17 protein-coding genes are annotated in these 21,701 nt (G+C 67.7%); 14 read left to right on the top strand and 3 right to left on the bottom strand.

Annotated elements, in window-relative coordinates:
- The 6 genes from JSV65_15795 to JSV65_15770 form a co-directional block, all read left to right on the top strand.
- On the top strand, positions 1-828 hold an 828-nt coding region (locus tag JSV65_15795), incomplete at its 5' end, for a hypothetical protein (protein UCH34002.1).
- The gene (locus JSV65_15790) at positions 825-1,697 is read left to right on the top strand and encodes a sugar phosphate isomerase/epimerase (protein UCH34001.1); all 873 of its coding nucleotides are present in this window, start codon (positions 825-827) and stop codon (positions 1,695-1,697) included. The genes JSV65_15795 and JSV65_15790, both read left to right, overlap by 4 nt.
- Positions 1,698-1,895: 198 nt before the next feature.
- Positions 1,896-2,687: a TIM barrel protein gene (locus tag JSV65_15785; protein UCH34000.1), complete on the top strand. Its 792-nt coding sequence runs from the start codon at positions 1,896-1,898 to the stop codon at positions 2,685-2,687.
- Between the two features lie 138 nt (positions 2,688-2,825).
- Complete coding sequence (locus JSV65_15780) at positions 2,826-3,788, top strand: glycosidase (protein UCH33999.1); 963 nt, start codon at positions 2,826-2,828, stop codon at positions 3,786-3,788.
- A 270-nt stretch (positions 3,789-4,058) separates the two neighbouring features.
- The gene (locus JSV65_15775) at positions 4,059-6,443 is read left to right on the top strand and encodes an extracellular solute-binding protein (GenBank protein UCH33998.1); all 2,385 of its coding nucleotides are present in this window, start codon (positions 4,059-4,061) and stop codon (positions 6,441-6,443) included.
- Positions 6,444-6,535: 92 nt separating this feature from the next.
- A complete protein-coding gene (locus tag JSV65_15770; protein ID UCH33997.1) occupies positions 6,536-7,648 on the top strand; it encodes a carbohydrate ABC transporter permease in 1,113 nt (370 codons plus the stop codon).
- Positions 7,649-7,887: 239 nt separating this feature from the next.
- Here JSV65_15770 and JSV65_15765 read toward each other — a convergent pair whose 3' ends face one another.
- Complete coding sequence (locus JSV65_15765) at positions 7,888-8,979, bottom strand: hypothetical protein (protein UCH33996.1); 1,092 nt, start codon at positions 8,977-8,979, stop codon at positions 7,888-7,890.
- A gap of 215 nt (positions 8,980-9,194) precedes the next feature.
- Entirely contained in the window at positions 9,195-10,421 is a 1,227-nt protein-coding gene (locus tag JSV65_15760) for an FAD-dependent oxidoreductase (protein UCH33995.1), read from the bottom strand.
- A gap of 659 nt (positions 10,422-11,080) precedes the next feature.
- Here JSV65_15760 and pheS point away from each other — a divergent pair.
- From pheS to JSV65_15740, 4 genes are all read left to right on the top strand, one after another.
- Complete coding sequence (gene pheS, locus JSV65_15755) at positions 11,081-12,106, top strand: phenylalanine--tRNA ligase subunit alpha (protein ID UCH33994.1); 1,026 nt, start codon at positions 11,081-11,083, stop codon at positions 12,104-12,106.
- A 57-nt stretch (positions 12,107-12,163) separates the two neighbouring features.
- Positions 12,164-14,245 (top strand): phenylalanine--tRNA ligase subunit beta, encoded by a 2,082-nt coding sequence (locus tag JSV65_15750; GenBank protein UCH33993.1) that lies wholly within the window; start codon positions 12,164-12,166, stop codon positions 14,243-14,245.
- Positions 14,246-14,248: 3 nt separating this feature from the next.
- Complete coding sequence (locus tag JSV65_15745) at positions 14,249-15,373, top strand: M20/M25/M40 family metallo-hydrolase (protein UCH33992.1); 1,125 nt, start codon at positions 14,249-14,251, stop codon at positions 15,371-15,373.
- A 300-nt stretch (positions 15,374-15,673) separates the two neighbouring features.
- Positions 15,674-16,513 (top strand): DnaJ domain-containing protein, encoded by an 840-nt coding sequence (locus JSV65_15740; GenBank protein UCH33991.1) that lies wholly within the window; start codon positions 15,674-15,676, stop codon positions 16,511-16,513.
- Positions 16,514-16,653: 140 nt separating this feature from the next.
- On the opposite strand, the gene JSV65_15735 is transcribed toward JSV65_15740, so the two are convergent.
- Positions 16,654-17,760, bottom strand: coding sequence for a hypothetical protein (locus tag JSV65_15735; protein UCH33990.1), 1,107 nt, complete (start codon positions 17,758-17,760; stop codon positions 16,654-16,656).
- Positions 17,761-17,900: 140 nt separating this feature from the next.
- On the opposite strand from JSV65_15735, the gene JSV65_15730 reads away from it, so the two are divergent.
- The 4 genes from JSV65_15730 to JSV65_15715 all read left to right on the top strand — a co-directional run.
- The gene (locus tag JSV65_15730; GenBank protein UCH33989.1) at positions 17,901-18,059 is read left to right on the top strand and encodes a hypothetical protein; all 159 of its coding nucleotides are present in this window, start codon (positions 17,901-17,903) and stop codon (positions 18,057-18,059) included.
- 1 nt (position 18,060) lies between these two features.
- Positions 18,061-19,182: a hypothetical protein gene (locus tag JSV65_15725; protein UCH33988.1), complete on the top strand. Its 1,122-nt coding sequence runs from the start codon at positions 18,061-18,063 to the stop codon at positions 19,180-19,182.
- A 147-nt stretch (positions 19,183-19,329) separates the two neighbouring features.
- On the top strand, positions 19,330-20,493 hold the full coding sequence (locus JSV65_15720; protein ID UCH33987.1) for a hypothetical protein: 1,164 nt from the start codon (positions 19,330-19,332) through the stop codon (positions 20,491-20,493).
- 126 nt (positions 20,494-20,619) lie between these two features.
- A partial coding sequence (locus JSV65_15715) for a hypothetical protein (GenBank protein UCH33986.1) occupies positions 20,620-21,701 on the top strand: 1,082 nt, incomplete at its 3' end.

Below are 21,701 nucleotides of genomic sequence, written 5' to 3'. Positions count from 1 at the left end.
TACCACAGCGAGCGCGGGTTCCTGACCGCGACGCCGTGCGGGGATTCGTTCGACGTGCTGCTGTCGGATGTGCCGGATGAAGTGCTCAACCGCTACGAGTGCGTCGTCATCCTTGGCGAGACGCGCGTTGAGGGGGAGCTGCTGGGGAAGCTGTCGCGGTATGTCGCGGGCGGGGGGCACGTGGTGGCGTGCGCGAATCAGCTTGACGCGGAGGCGGCGGCGCTGTTCGGCGTGGATATCGGTCCGGTCGAGGTGGAGTATCACGCAATCGTCGAAGGACACGCGTGGCCGATCAGCGAGCCGCGATTCCGCATGCATCGCCTGACGGGCGAGCCGGGCGCGGCGGTGCTGGCGCAAACGCGGCAGGGAGCGCCGCTGGCGGTGCGGGCGGGGCATGACGGCGGTGGTTCGACGCTGCTTTTTGCCGCGGAGTTCTTCCTGGCGAACGCGACGCTCTCGCCGGAGAAGATCCATAACGACGTCGAGCAGCCTCTGCCGTCGCCGTACGCGGTGCTGGAACACGCGAAGGCGATCCTGCTGCCGTATCTGCGTTCGTTCAATCTAGTTGCGGTGGACGGGCCGCCGGTGCAGTTCCTGGTGAATGTGACGCCGCGCACGGATCGGCTGGTGGTGACGCTGTGCAACAATTCGCCGCAGCCCTGGGAGGGCGCGATTCGCCCGCGGCGAGGGCGCGTCGCGACGGCGGCTAACTGGATGACGAATCAACCGCTCAGCGGCGCCGAGTCGGTGCGGGTGCGGGTGCCGCCGGTGGATGTCGCCGTCGTCGAGTTGCTTCTCGATGGCCCGGCGTTCGAGGTGCGGACGTGAACTTGACCCGCCGGGAGTTCATGCGGACGGCGGCGGCAGTGGTCGGCACTGCGGCCCTCACGGCCCGCCCGATGCTCGGCGATGAAGGAGGGAGTGGGATGTCGCCGGCGATCAACCCGGTGTATCTGACCGGATCGATGGAGAACTGGCCGCTGGCTGAGTTGGCGGGCGCGGGTTATCGCGGCCTGGAGTTGCCGCCGGCGTGTCTGGAAGCGGCGCCGGCGTGGAAGCCGGCGGCGGACGCGGCCGGCCTGCGTGTCGTGTGCGTCAACGCGCTGCCGGAGTTACGCCCGTATCTCACGGGCAGCCTGTCGGACGGAGTGGAGCGCCGCCGGCGCGAGACGCGCGAGGCGCTGCTGCGAACGTTGGCGCGGATGCGCGATCTGGAGATTCCGCTCCTGGTTGTCGCGCCGAGCCGCGTTGCCGAGAACTACCAGACTGCCGACGAGGCGCGCGCGCTGCTGATCGAGAGCCTGCGGCTGCTGGCGACGGCCGGCGACACGACGATCCTACTCGAGGCGGCGCCGTTTCGCATGGCGACGTCTTCCGCGGACATCGCGGGCATAGTGGACGAGATCGCGATGCCGAACGTCGCGGCGGCGCTAGACGTCGGCCACGCGATGCTGAACGGCGAGGCCCCCGGGGAGGCGGCGAGCGCGCTGGGCGAGCGCCTGCGCTATGTGCAAGTGCACGACGCCGAGGTGCGGCCCGGCGTCCCGCGCCTCGATCGTCATGTGCCGCTCGGCGAGGGGTCGCTGGATCAGAAGGAGGCGCGCGCGGCTATCGGTGACCGGCCGTTCGCGGTGAGCATCACGCCGATTGGCGATCCGCTTGCCGCCGCGCGCTCGGCGCTGGACTGGCTCCGGTGAGCGACGAGTGCGGCGTGCAGAGCGAGAACTGACCCGCTGATTGGGCGATCCGTACAGTCTAGGTTAATCTATCGAGGTTCGTGTATTGGGGCAGGACGCAAGGGGCGGCAGGGCACCTCCCAAACGAACCTCGTCCGGAACAGTCTACGTGTATTGCCGGTGCTGCGGTAATACGCGAGACTCTATAGGAGGTAAGTGATGCCGACTATCTGCGTATGTGTCGAGCCGTTTTTCGGAAAGATCTCGCTGGCGGAGAAGGCGCGCAAGGTCGCCGATCTGGGTTATCGCGCCATGGAGTTCTGGAGCCACGACGACTCGCCGGAGCGCGACGTGGACGCCTTGGCCGCGGCCTGCAAGGAGACCGGCCTAGTCGTCAACGACTTCGGCGTGCGCGCCCCCGGGGCGGCGCTGGTCAACGCAGCCGACCGCGACAAGTACCTGGCAGGGCTGCGCGCGACGATCGAGGTGGCGAAGAAGCTGGACTGCCGCAAACTCCTTATGACGACGGGCAACCGCATCGAGGGGCAGTCCGACGCCGAGCACCATCAGGCGATCGTCGAGACGCTGAAGGCCGCGGCGGGAATCGCTTCAGGAGAGGGCATCACGCTACTGCTCGAGCCGCTCAACAGCCTGGTGGATCACAAGGGGTATTACCTCGAAAGCGGTCACGAGGGCGCGCAGATGATCGAGGAAATCGGCAGCCCGGCGGTGCGGCTGCTGTGGGACATCTACCACATGCAGATCATGCATGGCAACGTGCTGGCGTACATCGAGGAGTACCTGCCGCTGATCGGGCACTTCCATTCCGCGGGCGTGCCCGGGCGCCACGAGCTGAACGTCGGCGAGCTGGACTACGGCAACATCCTCAAGGCGATCAAGGGGTGGGGCTACGAGGGGTGCTTCGGGCTGGAGTACTGGGCGGTGGGAGATGACGACGCGGCGTCGCTCGCGGAGACGCGGAAGCTGACCGCAGCCGCGGGGTGGGATTGAGGCCACGCCGGGCGCCGCGCGGGCGGGGGCGGAGCGCCGCGGATGTGCGCATCGTCCTCCACACAGCGCGGCGCTGGCCGCGTATAATCGTTAATGCGAGCGCTTACTCCTCAGGGGGCGTCACCGGAGGGTAGCGGTATGGAGAAGAAGGTGTTCAAGCGCCACGGCAAAGGCCCATTGCTCACGCCGGACAGCCTGAAGCTCGATGTGGATGCCGTGTTCAATCCCGGCGTGGCGGAAGTTGACGGCGAAGTGGTGCTGCTGCTGCGGATCGAGGATCGCACCGGGATTTCGCAGATCCGCGTGGCACGCAGCGCCAACGGGATCGATAAGTGGCAGCTTGCCGACCACCCACTGCTCGATCCGGACCTGCCCGAGAATCCCTTTGAGGAATGGGGATGTGAGGACGCGCGAGTGACGCGGGTGGGCGAGCGCGAGTGGATGATCGCGTACACGGCGTATTCGCGCTACGGGCCGGCGGTGGCGCTGGCCAAGACGTCGGATTTCGACACGGTGGAGCGGATCGGAGTCGTGCTGTCGCCGACGAACAAGGATGCGGCGGTGTTCCCGCGTTCGTTTGACGGGGTGAACCTCCTGCTGCACCGGCCGGTGACGGGGGGACAGGAACACATATGGTTCGCGTGCTCGGACGAGGGCTACTCGCATTGGAGCCAGCCGGGGATCCTGTTGGCGGAGCGCGGCGGGCCGTGGTGGGACGGGCTGCGCATCGGCGTCGGGGCGCCGCCGATTGAGACCAAGGATGGCTGGCTGCTGATCTACCACGGGGTCAAGGACATGGCGGGGCACCCCGTGTACCGACTCGGCCTGGCGCTGCTCGATACCGGGAATCCGCGCAAGGCGATCGCGCGCGCGTCGCGGTGGGTGTTCGCGCCGGAGGAGGAGTTCGAACAGCGCGGGTTGCTGCCGAACGTCGTGTACACCTGCGGCGCGCTGGTGCGCGGCGATGACGTATGGATGTACTACGGCGCCGCCGACAACATGATCGGCCTGGCGCTGGCGAAGATGTCGGACCTGCTTAGGTTCGTGCGCGAGCACGACTACCTCCAGCACGTCGGGCGCGAGAAGGGGATGGTGGCGTAGGGCTGTCGGGGAGAGGTGGGATCCCGCCGAGGTGTCGTCGCGCAGTTGCCTCGACGGTACCGAGATTCTTCCCTTCGCGCCTCGCTTCCGCCGCCGCTGAAGCCAAGGCGGGCGAAGCCGCTCGGCGCTGCGGTCTGAATGACAGGTTCGGAGCCGCTGAAGCCCCAGCCAGCCGATCATGCAACAGCCCGCGGAGCCACCCCCTGCGGTTGGTGCGCTGCAACTAGGAACCGGCCGCCCGGATGCCGAAGAACATGAGCGATTGCGCTCATGACCCGACTGCTGCGATTTGCCTCTGTGGTTCTCCTGGCGCTGCTGCTCGCCGGCTGCGGGCGGCGGGACGACGGCAGGATACGCCTCATCGTGTGGGGCATGGAGTCGGGGGAGGACACGCAGGGCCAGGACGCGACTGTCGCCGAGTTCGAGCGGCGCCACCCCAACATTGACGTGCGCCTGCTGTCCATGGGCGCGGGGGGGATGAACCCGCAGAAGCTGATGACCTCAGTGGCCGCGCGCGTGCCGCCCGACGTCGTGCGCCAGGATCGGTTCACCATCGGCGACTGGGCGTCGCGCGAGACGTTCCGCTGCCTCGACGACCTCATCGCCCGCGACCACATCAACCCCGCGGACTTCTACAACGCGTGCTGGCAGGAGGCGGTGTACGAGGGGCGCGTCTATGCGATACCCCACGGCACCGACGACCGCGCGCTGTACTGGAACCGCGAGCTGTTTCGCGCGGCCGGGCTCGACCCCGACCAGCCGCCGCGCACGTGGCACGACCTCGTGCGCTACGCGAAGCTCCTCACCAAGCGCCGCCCCGACGGGACCTTCGAGCAGATCGGCTTCATCCCGAACTACGGCAACTCGTGGCTGTACCTGTATTCGTGGCAAATGGGCGGCGAGTTCATGACGCCCGACGGGCGCACGTGCACGCTCGACAATCCGCAAACGGGCGGTGCGCTCGAGTGGATGGTTGGCGTCTACGACATGCTGGGCGGCGCCGACGCGGTCACTGCGTTCACCGCCACCTTCCTCAGCGAGGAGTTTGATCCGTTCTTCACCGGCAAGGTGGCGATGAAGATTGACGGCAATTGGGTGCTCAACAACATCGCGCGGTGGGCGCCGGACCTGGATTTCGCCGTCGCCGCGGCACCGATACCGGCCGCGCGGCTGCGCGGTGAAGCGCCCTTCGACAACGGTGAGGCCAAGTACATTACCTGGTCGGGCGGATTCTCGCTCGCCATCCCGCGCGGCGCGCAGCACGTCGAGGAGGCGTGGCAGTTCATCAAGTGGATGACGAGCGTCGAGAGCAATCTGATCGCCAATGAGGCGCAGCGCGAGTACAACCTGAGCATCGGCCGCCCGTTCGTCCCCAACATGTCGGCCAACATCCGCGCGGACGAGGCCGTGTTCCGCCGTTTCGCGCCGGACGACGCGAAGTTCCGCGAGCCGCTGCGGCTGTTCATGGATCTGATGAAGGTGAGCAAGTTCCGCCCGGTGACCTTCGTCGGCCAGCGATTGTGGGACGAGCACGTGCGAGCATTCGAGAACGCGATTTACCATAAGAAAGAGCCGGCGCGGGCGCTGCGCGACGGGCGCGGCGTCGTGCAGAAAGAGCTGGATCAGGTGTTCCGGAAGGGGCGGTACCCGCTGCTCAATTGGCGCGGCCCGCTTGCGCTGATGGTGGGGACGCTGCTGCTGATGGTCGGCATCGTGTGGGCGCTGGCGCGGCGCTCGGGGCCGGTGGGCAGGCTGATGCGCTCGGAGGCGATCAGCGGGTACGTCTTCGCCTCGCCGTGGATCATCGGCTTCCTCGTCTTCACCATCGGGCCGATCCTGGTCTCGGTGGTGTTGAGCTTCTGCGACTACGACGTGCTGCACCCGGCGCGATACGTGGGATGGGAGAACTACCGAGAGCTATTCGGCGACGACTGGCCGTACGTGTGGAAGACGCTGTACAACGCGGCGTACCTGGCGGGGCTCGGCATCCCGCTGGGCATGATAACCGGCCTCGCCATCGCGATGCTGCTCAACACGCGGGTGCTGGGGATGTCGTGGTATCGCACGTTCTACTACCTGCCGGCGATCGTGCCGACGGTGGCGAGCGCGGTGCTGTGGCTGTGGGTGCTCAACCCGTACGATTACGGCCTGGTCAACGCGGGGTGGAAGACGACGCTGACGTCGTGGTTCGGCATCGCGCCGCCGACGTGGCTGGCGAGCGAGAAGTGGGCGAAGCCGGGCCTGATTCTGATGGGCCTGTGGGGCGCGGGCGGAGGGATGATAATCTGGCTCGCCGGGCTGCAGGGCATCCCGCAGCACCTCTACGAGGCAGCCGAGATTGACGGCGCAGGCGCGTGGCACAAGTTCCGCCACGTCACCATTCCCATGCTGTCGCCGACGATCTTCTTCATCATGATCATGGGCACCATCGGGGCGCTGCAGACCTTCGAGACCGTGTACGTGATGACGGACGGGCTGGGCGGGCCGGTGGACGCGACGCTGGTGCCGGTGCTGTACCTGTTCAACAACGCGTTTCGGTTCTTCAAGATGGGCTACGCGTCGGCGCTGGCGTGGCTGCTGTTCTGGATCATCATGTTCTTCACGCTGATACAACTCAAGCTTGCCCCGCGGTGGGTGCATTACGAGGGGCGCTGACAAGGGGATTGGGCCGCTGATCAACGTCGGCCGACGGGCATCAACCGCAGTCGCGCAGTGCACGCAGGGCATAGAGAAGAACTGACACGATCATGCGAGCGGTTGTCTGGATAGCGACGATAGGGGTGACCTACGCGGCCGGGGCGCTGTGGCTGGCGCTGGTGGTTGACGCCGTTCGGCGGCGCAGGCCGGGGCAGGGGGTTGCGCTGTTCGCGGTGGCGGCGGCGAGCGCCGGGCTGTGGCTGGTCCTGCCGCTGCGTCAGCCCTGGCTGGCGTTGGCGGGGACGTCGCCGGCTCTGCTGTGGGGCGTGATAACCTACGCTGCCATCAACCGGCGCGTGCGCGACTGGAAGCAGATCAACCGGCGGCGAGACGACCTGCGCCGCGTGCTTCTGCACGTCGCGCTGGCGACCGGCTCGATAATCTTCAGCCTGCCGTTCGTGTGGCTGATCTCGACGTCGCTCAAGCCGGACGCGCGGCTCATGGTGATCCCGCCGGAATGGATTCCCCGGCCGGTGTTGTGGGAGAACTACGGGCGGGCGCTCGAATTCCTGCCGCCGGAGACCAGGCACGGCCTGATGTATCTCTGGAACACGGTGTACATCAGCATTATGAGCATCATCGGGACCGTGCTGTCCGCGTCGCTCGTGGCGTACTCGTTTGCGCGGCTGCGGTGGCCGGGGCGTGACATCATCTTCGTCGTGCTGCTCGCCACCATGATGCTGCCGGCGGCGGTGACGATGATCCCGGTATTCCTGATCTTCAAGTGGCTCGGCTGGGTGGACACGCTGCGGCCGCTGTGGGTGCCGGCGTTTTTCGGCGGGGCATTCAACATTTTCCTGCTGCGGCAGTTCTTCATGACCATCCCGCGCGATTTGGAGGACGCGGCGAAGATTGACGGGTGCTCGTTCTTCGGGATCTTCTGGCGCATCATGCTGCAGCTGATCAATCCCGCGCTGGCGGCGATCGTGATCATGTCATTCATGGGGTCGTGGAACAACTTCATGGGGCCGCTGATCTACATCAGCTCGCCGGAGAAGATGCCGGTGGCGTACGCACTCCAGCTCTACCAGTCCACGCATTCCGCGGAGTACAATCTGTTGATGGCGGCGGCGACGATGGTGGTGGTGCCCGTCGTGCTGCTGTTCTTCTTCACCCAGCGCTACTTCATCCAGGGCGTGACGCTGACGGGGATCAAGGGGTAAAGGGGGCTTGCGATCCACGGACTTGCGTGCCTACGGCGCATGACACGGCTTCCTCAATGACGACGTGAACCACAGGGCGGGCCGGATGACGCCGCCTGTTTCCGCAAGGCTCAGGCGAACCTGCCCGCCAGTTGATCCCCCTGCGATCTCCACGAGCTCTGCGGCTCGTGTTGTCCCGCGCAGTCCGCGGAAGCAGCGGACTGATCTGTCCCTCTCGGTGTCTTCCGGTCCCTATGCGATCAACTCCCGCCGCCGATGCGGTCGATCCATTCCCACTTGCGCTCCATGTAATACCGGAAGTTATCGAGCGGGATGTCGGGCGGCAGCGCGTGGTCTATCGTCGGCACGTAGCCGCCGTGCGCGATGAGCGGCATCTTTGCCGCCAGCTCGGCGTCAATCGCCGCCCGATCCTGGGCGAGCACCCGCTTGTCTATCCCCCCGCTCATTCCCAGCCGCGGGTAGCGGCGGCGCACCTCTCCCACATCCATCCCCGAGTTGACCTCGAACGGGTAGATCATATCCACCCCGCCCTCGATCCACAGCGGAATGAGGTCGCTGATATGTCCGTCGCTGTCCATCATCGTGATCGGCACGCCCTGGCTGTGCACGAAATCCGAGACCCTCTGATACGGTTCCAGCATGAACTCGCGGAACATCCCGGGCGAAATGAGCGACGTCGTCTTGAATGCCATGTCCTCCCAGAAGCAGAACGCGTCCACCTCGACTTCGTCGAGGCACTTGCGAATGACCTCGATGGTGAAGTCGGCGAGGAAGTCCATCATCTCGTGCATCAGGGCCGGGTCGTCGTAGAAGCACAGCATCGCCCCCTCGGCGCCCATCCACCCGCGCACCGGCCCGAAGAACCCGGTGTCGCGCCCGCCCTGCAGCTGCAGCGGATAGTCGCGCGTGGCCCAGCGCTGCTTGCGCTCGTCCCAGTCCGCGGGGTAACGGCGGGAATCGCGGGGGTCGTAGCGCTCCTTCATCCGCTCCCACGACGCGCGATCCCTGACCGGGAAGTCCAGCCAGTGCGGCATGGAGGTCTCGGTGCGTTCGACCAGCTCGCGGCACGTCACCCCGCGCTCGTCAACCACGAGCCGCACGCGTCCGTCGTCCTCCAGCACGGTTCGCTCGAATCGCGGCAGCATCGCGAAGTCCAGGCCGACCTGCTCGATGGGATCGAAGCGGTAGGTCTCCGCGAAGCTTTCCTTGCCATCCCAACCTTCGGACCTCCAGCGTTCGAGCGTAGTCGCCCACGGGCCCCAGTCAGTCATCGGGCAGCGGTCGAACTCTTGGAAGCGGTAAACCGCCAGATAGCGCTCGCGAGGGGTCACGATCTTCACTCCCGGATTAGGTTGCACGACGACCGAGGATTGGCTCGTACACCGCAATGCCCGGGCGCGTGCAGCGGGGGCAATCCGCCACAGGCGCGAGGGTTCGCCGCAGGCCCGTCTGCGCCCTGCCCGCTCGGGCTGCGGGGGAGCGACTGCGACACTCCGGCGAGCGGGAGGGGCGTGGCGCACCTCACTGCACGGGCGGAAGCCCGGGGCTAGAGCTCGGCGCCGCGCTGGCGCAGGGCCTCTGCCAGCGCCGCCCCGGCGACGGAGCGCACATCCCCGTCCGATGCCTGTGCGGCGGCGAGGCCGGCCGCCTGGCCCATCATGGCGCAGGTCGTCATGACCCGCGCGCTCGACAGCGCGGCGCGGTCGGCGGAGAGGCAGCGTCCCGCCGCGAGCACATTCTCCACTCCCTGCGCGATGAGACAGCGATAGGGTATGTGGTACGGCGGCACCTGCGCGGCGGCGCGGTCGAAGCGGCTGATGCGGCGCGGCGTGCTCGGATCGTGATAGTCCAAGTAGAAGCGCCCCAGCGCGACCCCGTCGTCGAACCGCCGCCCGGCGCGGACGTCCTGCTCGGTCAGCGTGTAATCGCCGAGGATGCGGCGGCCTTCGCGAATCCCGATGCGCGCGCTGAAATGGTCGAACTTATGCGCGGCGTAGTCGCCGGCGCGCAGATGATTCGCGACTCGCATCGCGACGCGGCGGCCGGCCATCTCGGCAGCGGTCAGGGAGTCACCGTCGGCGGCATCGTAGCCGACGACTTTGACCTTGACGCCGAGCTTACCATGCGGCTCCGGCCACCGCGAGATCATGGGCGGGTCGCTCGCCAACTCGGGATCGACGGCGGCGGGCGGCAGGTCTGCGGGCGCGTTCACCTCGCGCATGAAGAACATCACCGACATCGGCAGCGCTCCGTCGCCGTCGGGCTGGACGGGCAGGCCGGCGGCGCGCACCACGCACGCTTCGCCGGTCGCGTCAATGACGACGCTCGCGGGAACTGCAGCGAGGCCGGAGCGATTGCTCAAGATGACCGCCGAGACGCGATCGGCCTCGCGCACCGCAGCGGCGGCGTGTGTGAAGAGCAGCACCTCGACGCCCGCTTCGGCCGCCATCTCCTGGAGCACATAGGCGAGCACCTGGTGATCGAACTGCCGTGCTTCCCGTTCCTCGTAGGGCCTGTACGGGGCGACCGCGTCCAGTTCCCCGAGATGCCGAATGATGTCATCGAAGACTTCCCCTTGGCCGCGGGTTTCGCCGCAGAACGCGCCGACGCCGCCGGAGGTGGCGTTGCCGCCCAGGCAGCCCATGTCCTCGATGAGCAGCACGCGCGCGCCGGCCCGCCGCGCCGCGACGGACGCGCAGAAGCCGGCGATGCCGCCGCCGGCGACAAGGACGTCAATCGGTTCGCGCTTTTGCGCCTCGAGCAGTACCTGCATTGTGGAAGCACCTCGCCGGGACTACGGACGTCGTACCACGGCAGGCTTCGCCGGGCGGGGAGACACACCTCCCCACGGGGCGGCATCGGTGATGGACGGTCGCGGTTCCGTTTCAGTTGCGCGCGGCGGCCGATTGTGGTATCCTGTCGCAGACCGGTACAGGCGATGACGGGGAAGAGTACGCCGCACCCCGGCCCGCAGAGAGGGAGGGTCACCGGCTGGAAGCCCTCCCGGGCGCGCGCGGCGGAAGTTCGCCCCCGAGCCGCCGGACTGAAGGGAAGTGGTGGTCGCGCGCGGCCAAGGCATGGAGTGAGGCGGGTGGCCGCGACACTCACCCAGCCCGCCGCAGGCGGGCAAGCCTCTCCCGGAGAGGGAGAGGAGTGTAACGCGCGACGACGCCATTTCCTGCGTAGGCCCGGCCGGATGCCCCGTTACAGGCACAGAGCGGGCTGCGGGCAGGGATTGACTGTCGTACGCGGCCAATGAGGGTGGCACCACGGAGCCCAAAGCCTTCGCCCCTGGCTTTGGGCTTTTGTTGTTTGGGTGGTTCGCGGCCGAGGATCCTGCGGCTCTGCTCAGGACCAGCGGCTGCGCTGCCATTCTGCCATTGGCGGGAGCGGCAACCACCGGGGCGATGAGCGGGAAAAGGAGAACGCGCGATGGAGACACGCGACAGGATTCGGCGACTGCACGAGGAGGCGGTGTCGCGCATCGTTGACGCGACGTCGAGCGCCGAGCTGGAGCAGGTGCGGGTGGATTACCTCGGGCGCAAGGGCGCGCTGACGGGTATCCTGCGCGGGCTGGCGGATCTGCCTCCGGCGGACCGGCCCGGCCTGGGCAAGATGGCCAACGAAGTGCAGGAGCGCCTGCGCGCGGCGCTGGATGAACGAGCGGCGGAGATCGCCGAGGAGGAGCGCCAGGCGCGGCTGGCGGCGGAGGCGCTCGACGTCACCCTGCCCGGCCGTCACCAGCGCATCGGCCACCGCCATCCGCTGACCCAGGTGTTCGAGGAGATGAAGTCCATCTTCGTCGGCATGGGATTCGAAGTAGTTGACGGGCCGGAGGTCGAGTATTACCGCTACAACTTCGAGGCGCTGAACTACCCCGAGGAACACCCGGCGATGGATGAGCAGGACTCGTTCTATGTCGCCGACGGCATCCTGCTGCGGACGCAGACGTCGCCGATGCAGATTCGCGTGATGGAGGAGCGCGAGCCGCCGCTGCGCATCATCGCGCCGGGGAAGGTCTACCGGCGCGAGGCGGTGTCGGTGCGCCTGTCGCACACCTTCCACCAACTCGAGGGGTATGCGGTGGATCGCGACATCACCTTCGCGGACCTCAAGGGCACGCTGGCGCTGTTCGTGCGCGAGTTCTTCGGTGCGGAAACGGACATTCAATTCCGGGCGGACTTCTTCCCGTTCACCGAGCCGAGCGCGGACTACTCCGTGAGCTGCGGGCTGTGCGAGGGGAGCGGGTGCGCGGTGTGCAAGCACACGGGATGGTTGGAGATCGGGGGCTGCGGGCTGATTCACCCGAACGTGCTGAGCGTGTGCGGCTACGATCCGGAGCAGGTCAGCGGGTGGGCGTTCGGCCTCGGGGTGGACCGGATCGCGATGCGCCGCTACGGCATCGAGGACATCCGCCTGCTGGTTGACAATGACATGCGGTTCCTGGAGCAGTTCTGAGCGGCGAACGGGACGAAGCACAGAGGGCGCAGAGGAATGCGTGGGGAGAAGTGAGGGATGAAGGTTCCATATAGCTGGCTCAAAGAGTTTGTTTCCGTCGAAGCGGCGCCGGAGGAGGTCGGGCGGCGGCTGACCATGGTCGGGCTGGAGGTTGAGGGCATCGAAGAGGTCGGCGACGACTTCGTCCTCGACGTGCAGCCGACGTCGAACCGCGGCGATTGCCTGAGCATCCTCGGCGTCGCGCGGGAGGTGGCGGCCGCGTTCGACCTGCCGCTGACGCCGCCGCCGATCGAGATGCAGGAGCAGGGCGAGGCGGCGGAAGCCTTGGCGTCGGTGCGCATAGATGACCCCGATCTGTGCCCGCGCTATTCGGCGCGCGTGGTGACGGGGGTCGAGGTAAAGACGTCGCCGCCGTGGATGATCCACCGCCTGCTGCGCTGCGGCATGCGGCCGATCAACATCGTGGTTGACGCGACCAACTACGTCATGCTGGAGATGGGACAGCCGCTGCACGCCTTCGACTGCGATCTCATCAAGCCGGATGCCGAAGGCCGCGCCGCCATCATCGTGCGCACCGCGCAGGAGGGCGAGCCGCTGACGACGCTCGACGGCGTCGAGCGCACGCTCGGCGCCGGGGTGCTCGTCATCGCCGACCCGGAGCGGGCGGTGGCGCTCGCCGGCGTCATGGGCGGGGCCAACACCGAAGTGAGCTGGTCAACCACGCGCGTCTTGCTGGAGTCGGCGCATTTCGACCGCGTCAGCATTCGCCGCACGCGCAAGGCGCTGGAGCTGGACACCGAGGCATCGTATCGCTTCGAGCGCGTGGTTGATCCCGGTGGGACGGCGGCCGCGGTTGACCGCGTCGCGGCGCTGATCGCCGACGCGAGCGGCGGGGAGGTCGCGCCGGGCGTGGTTGACGCCTACCCCAAGGTCGTGCTGCCGGTGACGATCGAGCTGCGGCCGAAGCGCGCGAACCAACTGCTCGGGACGCGCTTGTCGAAGTCGCGCATGGCGTCGCTGCTGCGCAGGCTGCATCTCGACGTCGAGGCCGGGAAGGCGCTGCGCGTGACCTGCCCGACCTACCGCCCGGACCTGCAAGCGGAGATTGACCTGGTGGAGGAAGTCGCGCGCGTCCATGGATACGACAATATCCCTGCGACGGTGACGAGGGCCGCGGCAGCGCCCGGGCGGCAGGCGCCGGAATTGGAATTCGACCTGCGGGCGAAAGCGGCGCTTATGGCGTGCGGCCTCAACGAGGCGATGAGCTACACGCTGACCGACGCCGGCGTGTTCGACCGACTGCACCTGCCGGTGGGGCATCCCGTGCGCCGCGCGCTGCGGGTCAAGAACCCGAAGAGCGAGGAATACACGACGCTGCGCACGACGATGCTCGACAGCATGTTCTCGGCGCTGGCGCACAACTGCCGCCGGGGAGTCACCGACGTTCAGCTGTTCGAAGTCGGGCGCGTCTACCTGCCGTGCGGCGAGGGCGAGCTGCCGCGCGAGCAGCGCACGGTCGGCATCGCGGTCATGGGGAGCTCGTGGACGAGTCGCTGGAGCCTCGACCCGGCGTCCGCGCGGGCGGATTTCTACTCGCTGAAAGGCATCGTCGAAGAGTTCGCGCGCACGATGTGCGGTAATGTGCCGCAGTTCGAGCCGCTGTCCCATCCGTCGTTGCGCGAGGGGCAGACGGCGGCGGCGGTGCTCGACGGCGAGCGCATCGGGATGCTCGGCGCGCCGTCCGGGCCGGTGCGGGCGCACTACGACCTGCCGGACGGGGCGCACGTGGCGGAGATCAACCTCGATGCCCTGAGGCGGCGCGCTGGAAAGGCGGCGCAGAGCCGACGGCTGTCGCGGTATCCGGCGGTGCGGCGCGACATCGCGCTCATCATCCCCGGCGGCGTGACGGCGACGGAAGTGGAGCAGGTCATCGCAGGGCACGCAGGGGACAACCTGGAGCGCGTGGATCTCTTCGACGTGTACCGGGGGCAGCAAGTGCCGCGCGGTTACAAGAGCATCGCATATTCGCTCGCCTTCCGGCACCCGGAGCGCACGCTCACCGACGAGGAGGTCGACGGCGCGCTGACGAACATCAGGGACGCGCTGCGCGCGGAGGTTGGGGCGCAGATCAGGGAGTGAGGCATGGTCAGCGGCAAGCGCATGCTCGCCGAGTTGATGGAGTTGACGCGCATCGCGAGTCCGTCGCGTCGCGAAGCGGCGGTCGCCGAGGTGGTGATGGCGAAACTGCGCGGGATGGGGCTGCGGCCGCGGCGCGATTCCGCTCACCGGAGCTTCGGCGGTGAGGTCGGCAATGTCATCGTGCGCGTGCCCGGCTCGCGGCGCGGGCAGCAGTCGCTGCTGCTCAACGCGCATCTCGACACGGTGGCGCAGGCAAGCCCGGTGCAGGCGCGCGTTGCCGGGAAGTACATCGTGAGCAGCGGGGACGCCCCGTTCGGCGCGGACGACAAGGTCGGCGTGGTGGCGATCCTCGAGGCGCTACGCTGCGTTGCGGAGGACGGCATCGAGCATCCGCCGCTCGATGTGATATTCACCGTCGGCGAGGAGGCCGGCCTGCTCGGCGCCAAGGGGCTGGATCCCGGGAGACTGCGCGCCGGCATGGGTTTCACCTTCGACTCCGGCGGGCGTGTCGGGCGCATCGTCAACCAGGCGCCGAGCCAGGACAGCTTCACGGCGGTTATCACCGGCCGCGCGGCGCACGCGGGGGTGTCGCCGGAGAAAGGCGTCAACGCGATCCGCATCGCGGCGCGCGCCATCGCCGGGATGCGCCAGGGACGAATTGACCGCGAGACGACGGCGAACGTCGGCATCATTGAGGGCGGCGTGGCGACCAACATCGTGCCGGAGCGGGTGCGACTCGAAGGCGAGGCGCGCAGCCACAACAACCGCAAGCTGGAGCGGCAGCTTCAGCACATGCTGAAACGGATTCACGACGCGGCGGCGGAGGGCGGCGGCGGGATTGATATCGAGGTGCGCCCGCAGTATCGGCGGTTCGGCCTAGCGGCGGACAGCCCAACGATTGAGGTTGCGGAGCGCGCGGTGCGCGCGGTCGGGCGGCGGATGAAGCTGGAAACGACCGGCGGCGGCAGCGACGCGAACATCTTCAACCAGCACGGCGTGCCGACGGCGATTCTCGGCTGCGGCTACGACAACCCGCACAGCGCAAGCGAACGGATGGAGATCGGGGAGTTCGCGCCGCTCGGCCGGCTGACCGTCGCGCTCATCCGAAGCGCCGCGGCGGTGCTGTAGGGAGCACACAAGCCGCGGATGCTCGTCCGCCTGCGGCGGGAACGCCGGTGGTCGCGGATGCGAAGCTGTCGGGGCACAGCATGCTGTGCCCCGGGCTCGTTCGGCGGAGAAGGCGAGCCCGTCAGGTCGGCAGCCGCTGCTTGCTCGCCGCCGGCGAGACGACCGCCGTACAGCCCTACCGGGTCGGCAACCGGGGACGGTTGCCCTACTATCGGGATGACCCGCGCGGTCGGCAACCGAGGACGGTTGCCCTACTATTCGAATTCGCGGCGGATCACGAGTACACTGACACGGTGACACATGCGCCTGCAGTTTGATTCCGAGGTTGATTACTACGAAGTGCTGCAGGTGCATCCCAAGGCGCACCCGGAGATCATCAAGCGCGCGTACCGCACGCTGGTCGCGCACCTCAACGCCCACCCCGACCTCGGCGGCAGCCACCAGCAGATGGTGCTGATCAACCGCGCGTACGAGGTGCTGAGCAACCCCGAGCTGCGGGGGGCATATGATGATTGGCGAGAGAGCCGGAGCGCGCCTCAGCCCCGGCCCGCCACCAGACCGTCCCCACCTCCCTCGCCGCCGCGCGACCGGCCGACGACAGCCGGCACGATCACCGCCGTGTGCCTGAAGTGCGGCCGGCGCAACCGCGTGCCGCAGGATATTGGCCTCGCGCGCGCCCGGTGCGGCGCGTGCGGCGAGCGGCTGATTCCGACGGCGTCCGCAGGGCGCGGGGAGACGACACGGACACACGATGCCGCTGCGGGGAGCCACCGCACGGCCGCGCATCGCCTGCCGCAGGATCTCTACAACGAGCTGTGTCGCGAGGGGCAGCTTCGGGTGCAGCTGCATCGGGTCGCGCGCGGCAGCCGCCTGGTGTGTCGCCGCTGCCAGCAGCCGTGGTGGGCGCCACGGAGCGGAAAGCCTCCGCGGCGATGCCCTGCTTGCGGGTCCGACGAATGGCTGACCTTCCGGCTCTTCAAGTGCGCGGAGTGCGGGCGCGAGTTCGAGACGGGCAACCTGCGCGGATGGCCGTATCTGCTGTATCCCCAGTGCCCGGAGTGCGGGTCGCGGCACTGGAGCCGTGCCGCCGAGCGCAGCCCCCTGCGGTGGCTCATGCGGTTGCTGCGGCGAAGGGGATGATCGGGGTCGGCGGCGGATGGGCGCCGCTTGGCAGAGCGGACTGGGTCGGGCAAGCGATGCTCATCACCGCCGTGCGCGCCCCAGTGCTGGGCGGACTCGCGACGGATCTCGCGGCTTTGCGCTCGCTTGCCCCCCTGGTGCTACCGCGCGGACTTCCAGTGCTCGTCGAACCATTCGTAGAACTCCTCGGAGTCGGCATCCTCGGAGCCGATCTTCATGCGCGCGCGGGGGCGGCCCTGGACGTACGCGAGGTGCGACTCGAAGGCGGTCTGGTCGCTTTTGCGGTCTATCTCGAGCAGATAGCGCAGCGAGCAGTCGGGGATCTCGACCTCCGGATCATCCGGCGCGGCGCACAGGTAAGTGACCAGGACCAGGTCGTCCTCGCTGACGCCCAGCTCGGGCCAATCCGCCGCGATCATCTCCGAGATCCCGTTATCCTGGTCGGCGCATCGCGAGGCGTACTTCTCGAGCGTATCAACAGCATCGGCGAGGAAAGTTCCGATCGCGCCGCTCGGCCCGTAGAGCTTGCCCGCGGCGAGCATCGCCGCGTCGTCGGAGGCGCCGCCGCCGGTGCGATGCCTGATGTAGAGGTAGCGGACATTGTCGTGATGGTCGCGCTCGCCTTCGTCGGCGATGATGAGACCCTCCTCGCGATAGCGCTCGATGTCGTCCTCGTGATTGCCCCTGGCGAGCTTGCGCGCGTCGAGCTTCATCTTCTGCATGCGGTCAACGTCCACCAGATACGACGCGCCGCCGCCGATGCGGATGCCATACTTGTCCTCCGCGCGCCGGCGCACCGCGACGTCATCGCGCAGGCCGCCGACGTAGAGCCCGCGCAGCACTGCCTCCGGCTCGACCTCGATCTGACGGAACAAGCCGATATCGAGCAGGCATTCCGCATCCTCGGTCACGAGCAGCGTGTCGGCCTGTCCCGCGATGGCGCGGCGCGCCCAGTCGGCGATTTCGTCAATCAGCGTCTGCCGGTGGCGGGCGACCAGCCGCGGGTCGCGCCCGAGGGATACGACGATGTCATCCATGGCGGTATTGACGAAGGGCCGGCCGCGGAAGGTGACGTGTCCCTCGTGGGCGTGACCCTCGACCGACTGCATGAGGATGGCTTCCTCGGCCATGCGGGCGGTGCGCAAGCGAACGCTCGACGCGAGGCGCTCGAAGTCCTCGCGCACGAGGTCGTGCGGGGCGACGCCCGGGCAGCGCTTGCCGCAGATTCGTTCCAACCGCGAAGGCATGGCTGATCTCTCCTGGTGGCGGTGTGTGCGAAACCGGCGCCGCGCGGGCAACAGGCCGCCTGGGCTCGGCCGGGCTGCTCGGCGGCGATGATATGCGATTCGCTTTCGCGGAGCGCGAACCTGCTTTGCGTTGAGGCGACGTGGAAGACACGAGCTCGCGCTGCCCGCCGGTCGCGCTCATCAAGAGCGAGAGCGCCGGGCGAGCTGCGGGGCTGCGAGGAGCGCACGGGCGCACGTCGAATGTGCGACAGAAGGGCGCAGTGCGGTTGGCCGCGCCCGTCGGCATGGAGGTGTATTAGGATGAAGCGTTACTCGATTTGCCTCGTGTTGCTCCTCATCGCCGCCGCGATGACCCCGGCTTTGGCCGCGGGCTACCGCACGTCGGTCGGCAGCGGCGGGGACGAGATTGCGGTAGTCGTGGTGAGCGGCACGCCGTACGAGATGGGCTACGACTACGGCCGCCTGATGCGCGATGAAGTGGGAGCGAGCATGGGGCGCTATCTTGAGAAGGCGAAAGCTGACGACCCGGAGCGCTGCACCGACGCCAACCTCGACGCGGCGTGGGCGACGATGGAGCCGTATGTGTCTGCTCGATTCCTCGAGGAGCTGCGCGGAGTAGCCGCCGGCGCGGGCGTGCCATACGCGCTGATCCGACGCGCGCACAGCGTGCCGCTGGTGGAAGACTTCGCGTGCAGCGGCGTGGCCGTGTGGGGCGCCGCCACTGCCAACGGCCGCCTGTATCAGATCCGCAACCTCGACTACACGACCGATGCGGGGCTTCAGGATTACCCGGTGATCGTGGTGTACATTCCGGAGACCGGCATTCCGCACGCCAACGTCGCGTTCGCGGGGTTCGTCGGCAGCATGGCGGGCTTGAATGCGGAGGGCATCGCGCTGACGGAGAAAGGGGCATCGCCGTCAAGCGATTACCCGTTCGATGTCAACGGTTTGCACTTCATGGTCATGTTCCGCAGCATCCTCCAGGACGCGGCGAGCCTCGACGACGCGCTCGCCATTGTCCGCAGCGCGAAGCGCATCAAGAAGTACTACTACATGATCGGCGACGGCCGCCGGCGCGCGGCGGCGAAGATCAGGGCATTCGCGCCCGAGCTTGACATCTGGCCCGACAACGATCCGACGGACGAAGTCGCGCCGCAGGTGATGCCCAACCTGGTGTACGTGACCATGGACGACCGTAAGGCGTGGGATCATTTCAACGCCCACTACGGGCAGTATAACCCGGAGTTGGTCATCGAGCTGTCGCGTCTCGTCGGCACCGACGGCGGGCTGACCTACGTGGTGTACGACCCCGCGGGCCGCGAGATGTGGGTCGCCTACGCGGAAGGAAACACGCCCGCGCACCAGCGCGAGTACGTGCACTTCCGGCTGAGCGACTACTTACGCCGCCCGCCGCGCGGATAATCGCGGGGCAACGGAAGCCCGGGTGCGACGGCCGACCTCATAGTCACCATCCGCGGGAGGGCGGCGGGCGCGACCGGCGGCAGCACACAGGCAAGCGCGACTTCGTCGTCGTGGCGGGGCGGCTCAGGCGTTCGCCCAGGAGGTGCGATGATGAGGCGTTTCTCGCTTCCCCTGATCTGTCTCCTCATCGCTGCCGCAGTGACCCCGGCAGCGGGCGCCGGCTACCGCACCGCGGTCGGCGGGGGCGCGGACGAGACTCCCGTCGTCGTCGTCAGCGGCACGCCGTATGAGATGGGATACTCGTACGGCAAGCTGATGGCGGCCGAGGTCCGGGGGTGCATGGAGCGCTACCTCGCGGCCGCCAAGGCCGAGGACGCGGCGCGTTACTCCGACGCCGCGCTGGACGCCGCTTGGGCAACGGTCGCGCCGCACGTGCCGTCGCGGTTCATCGAGGAGATGCGGGGGGTCGCTGCCGGCGCGGGCGTGCCGTACGCGTTGATCCGGCGCGGGCACTGCGTGTCCCTGCTCGAGGGGCTGGCCTGCAGCGCGCTCGCGGTGTGGGGAGATGCAACGGCAAACGGACGCCTCTACCAGATTCGAAACCTCGACTACACCACCGATGCGGGGCTTCAGGATTACCCGGCGATCGTCGTGTACATTCCGGAGACGGGCATAGCGCACGCCAACGTCGCGTTCGCCGGCTTCGTGGGGAGCCTCGCGGGCCTCAATGCACGCGGCCTAGCTCTGAGCGAGATTGGCGCCTGGGCCATGCCGGTGTCCCTCGGCGACCTTGATGGCGTGCCCTTCTTCGTGATGTTTCGCGACCTCTTATACGACGCGTCGAATCTCGATCAGGCCCTCGACGCCGTGCGCCGCGCGAGGCGCATCAAGGAGTACATCTACCTTATCGGCGACGGCCGCCGACGCGCGGCGGCTCTGATCTGGGCCGCGCGCGTCGACATCCGGGTATGGAGCGAGGGCGACGTCATCAATCCGGCGACCGTTCCGCGGGCGGGCGTTCTCTACAGCACGCAGGACGACCGAGCGGCCGATCAGCACATGCGCGCCAACTACGGCAGCTACAATCCCCAGCTCGCGATCGCCCTGTCGCGGCTCGTGGCGGGCGGCCAGGGGAATCTGATGAACGTCGTGTACGATGCAAGCGGGCGGCAGATGTGGGTCGCGTATGCCGAGGGTGCCACGCCAGCGTACGAGCGCGATTACGTGCATTTTCGTCTGAGCGACTACGTGCGCCGCCCGCCGCGCGGATCATCGCTGGGGCAGGAAAAGGGGAGTCGGGCGGTTAACTGAATCGAAGTGTTTGTGCGACAGCCGTGGGCGGCCGGCGCCGGAGGTCACCCACATCGGCATCCAGGCGTGTACGACCTCGTCTTCCGTGCGGGGCCGCGCGGGCCATCTCACCGGGGAGGTGCGATCGTGAGCCGTTCTTCGATTCCCCTACTCTTCCTCTGTCTTCTCGTCGCCGCCGCGACCAGTCCTGCACTGGCCGCCGGCTACCGGACTGCGGTCGGCAGCGGAGCGGACGAAATCCCGGTGGTCGTCGTCAGCGGCACGCCGTACGAGATGGGATACTCGTACGGCAGCCTGATGTCGGCCGAGGTCAATGCGTGCATGGCGGGGTACCTAACCGCCTACCAGACCGGGGACCCGGTTCGCTATTCCGACGCCGCGCTGGACGCCGCCTGGGCGGCCGTATCGCCGTACGTCAAGACGCGCTTCGTCGAGGAGCTGCAGGGCGTGGCGGACGGCTCGGGTGCGGCGTACCTGACGCTTCGCCGCGCGCATTGCGTCTCGCTGGTATCGGACTACGCGTGCAGCGGGGTTTGTGTCTGGGGCGCGGCGAGCGCGAACGGCCATCTCTACCAGATCCGCAACCTCGACTACTCCACCGACGTCGGGCTCCAGGATTACCCGATAATCGTGGTCTATCTGCCCAAGACCGGCGTCGCGCATGCCAACGTCGGGTTCGCCGGCTGGGTCGGCAGCGTTGCGGGGATGAATGCGGAGGGCATAGCGCTGACGGAGAAGGGTGCTTCCCCGGGTTCGGACTACCCCTTCGATCTGGACGGGGTGCCGTTCTGGGCGATGTTCCGCGATATCCTGCAGGACTCCTACAGCCTCGACCAGGGGCTGAACATCGTGAGCAGCGCCAACCGCATCAAGAAATACTACTACTTCATCGGAGACGGCGACCTTGCGGCGGGGCGGAAGCTGCGGGCGTTCGACCCCAACCTCGACATCTGGACCGACAACGATGCGACGGATGAGGTGTACCCGAACGTGCTGCCGTACGTCGTGTACATCACGATGGACGACGCGGCGGCGTGGACTCACCTCAACACGAACTACGGCAACTATAATTCGACCCTAATGATCGAGTTGTCGCAGTTGGTGCACGGCGGCGGCAACCTGATGAATGTGGTCTATGACAACACGACGCGGGAGATGTGGGTCGCCTACGCCGAGGGCGTGGAGAATGCATACCTGCGCACGTACGT

The organism is Armatimonadota bacterium (assembly GCA_020354555.1).
GTDB lineage: Bacteria > Armatimonadota > Hebobacteria.
The sequence above is the reverse complement of the archived record's forward strand: the minus strand, read 5'-3'. Positions and strand labels throughout refer to the sequence as shown.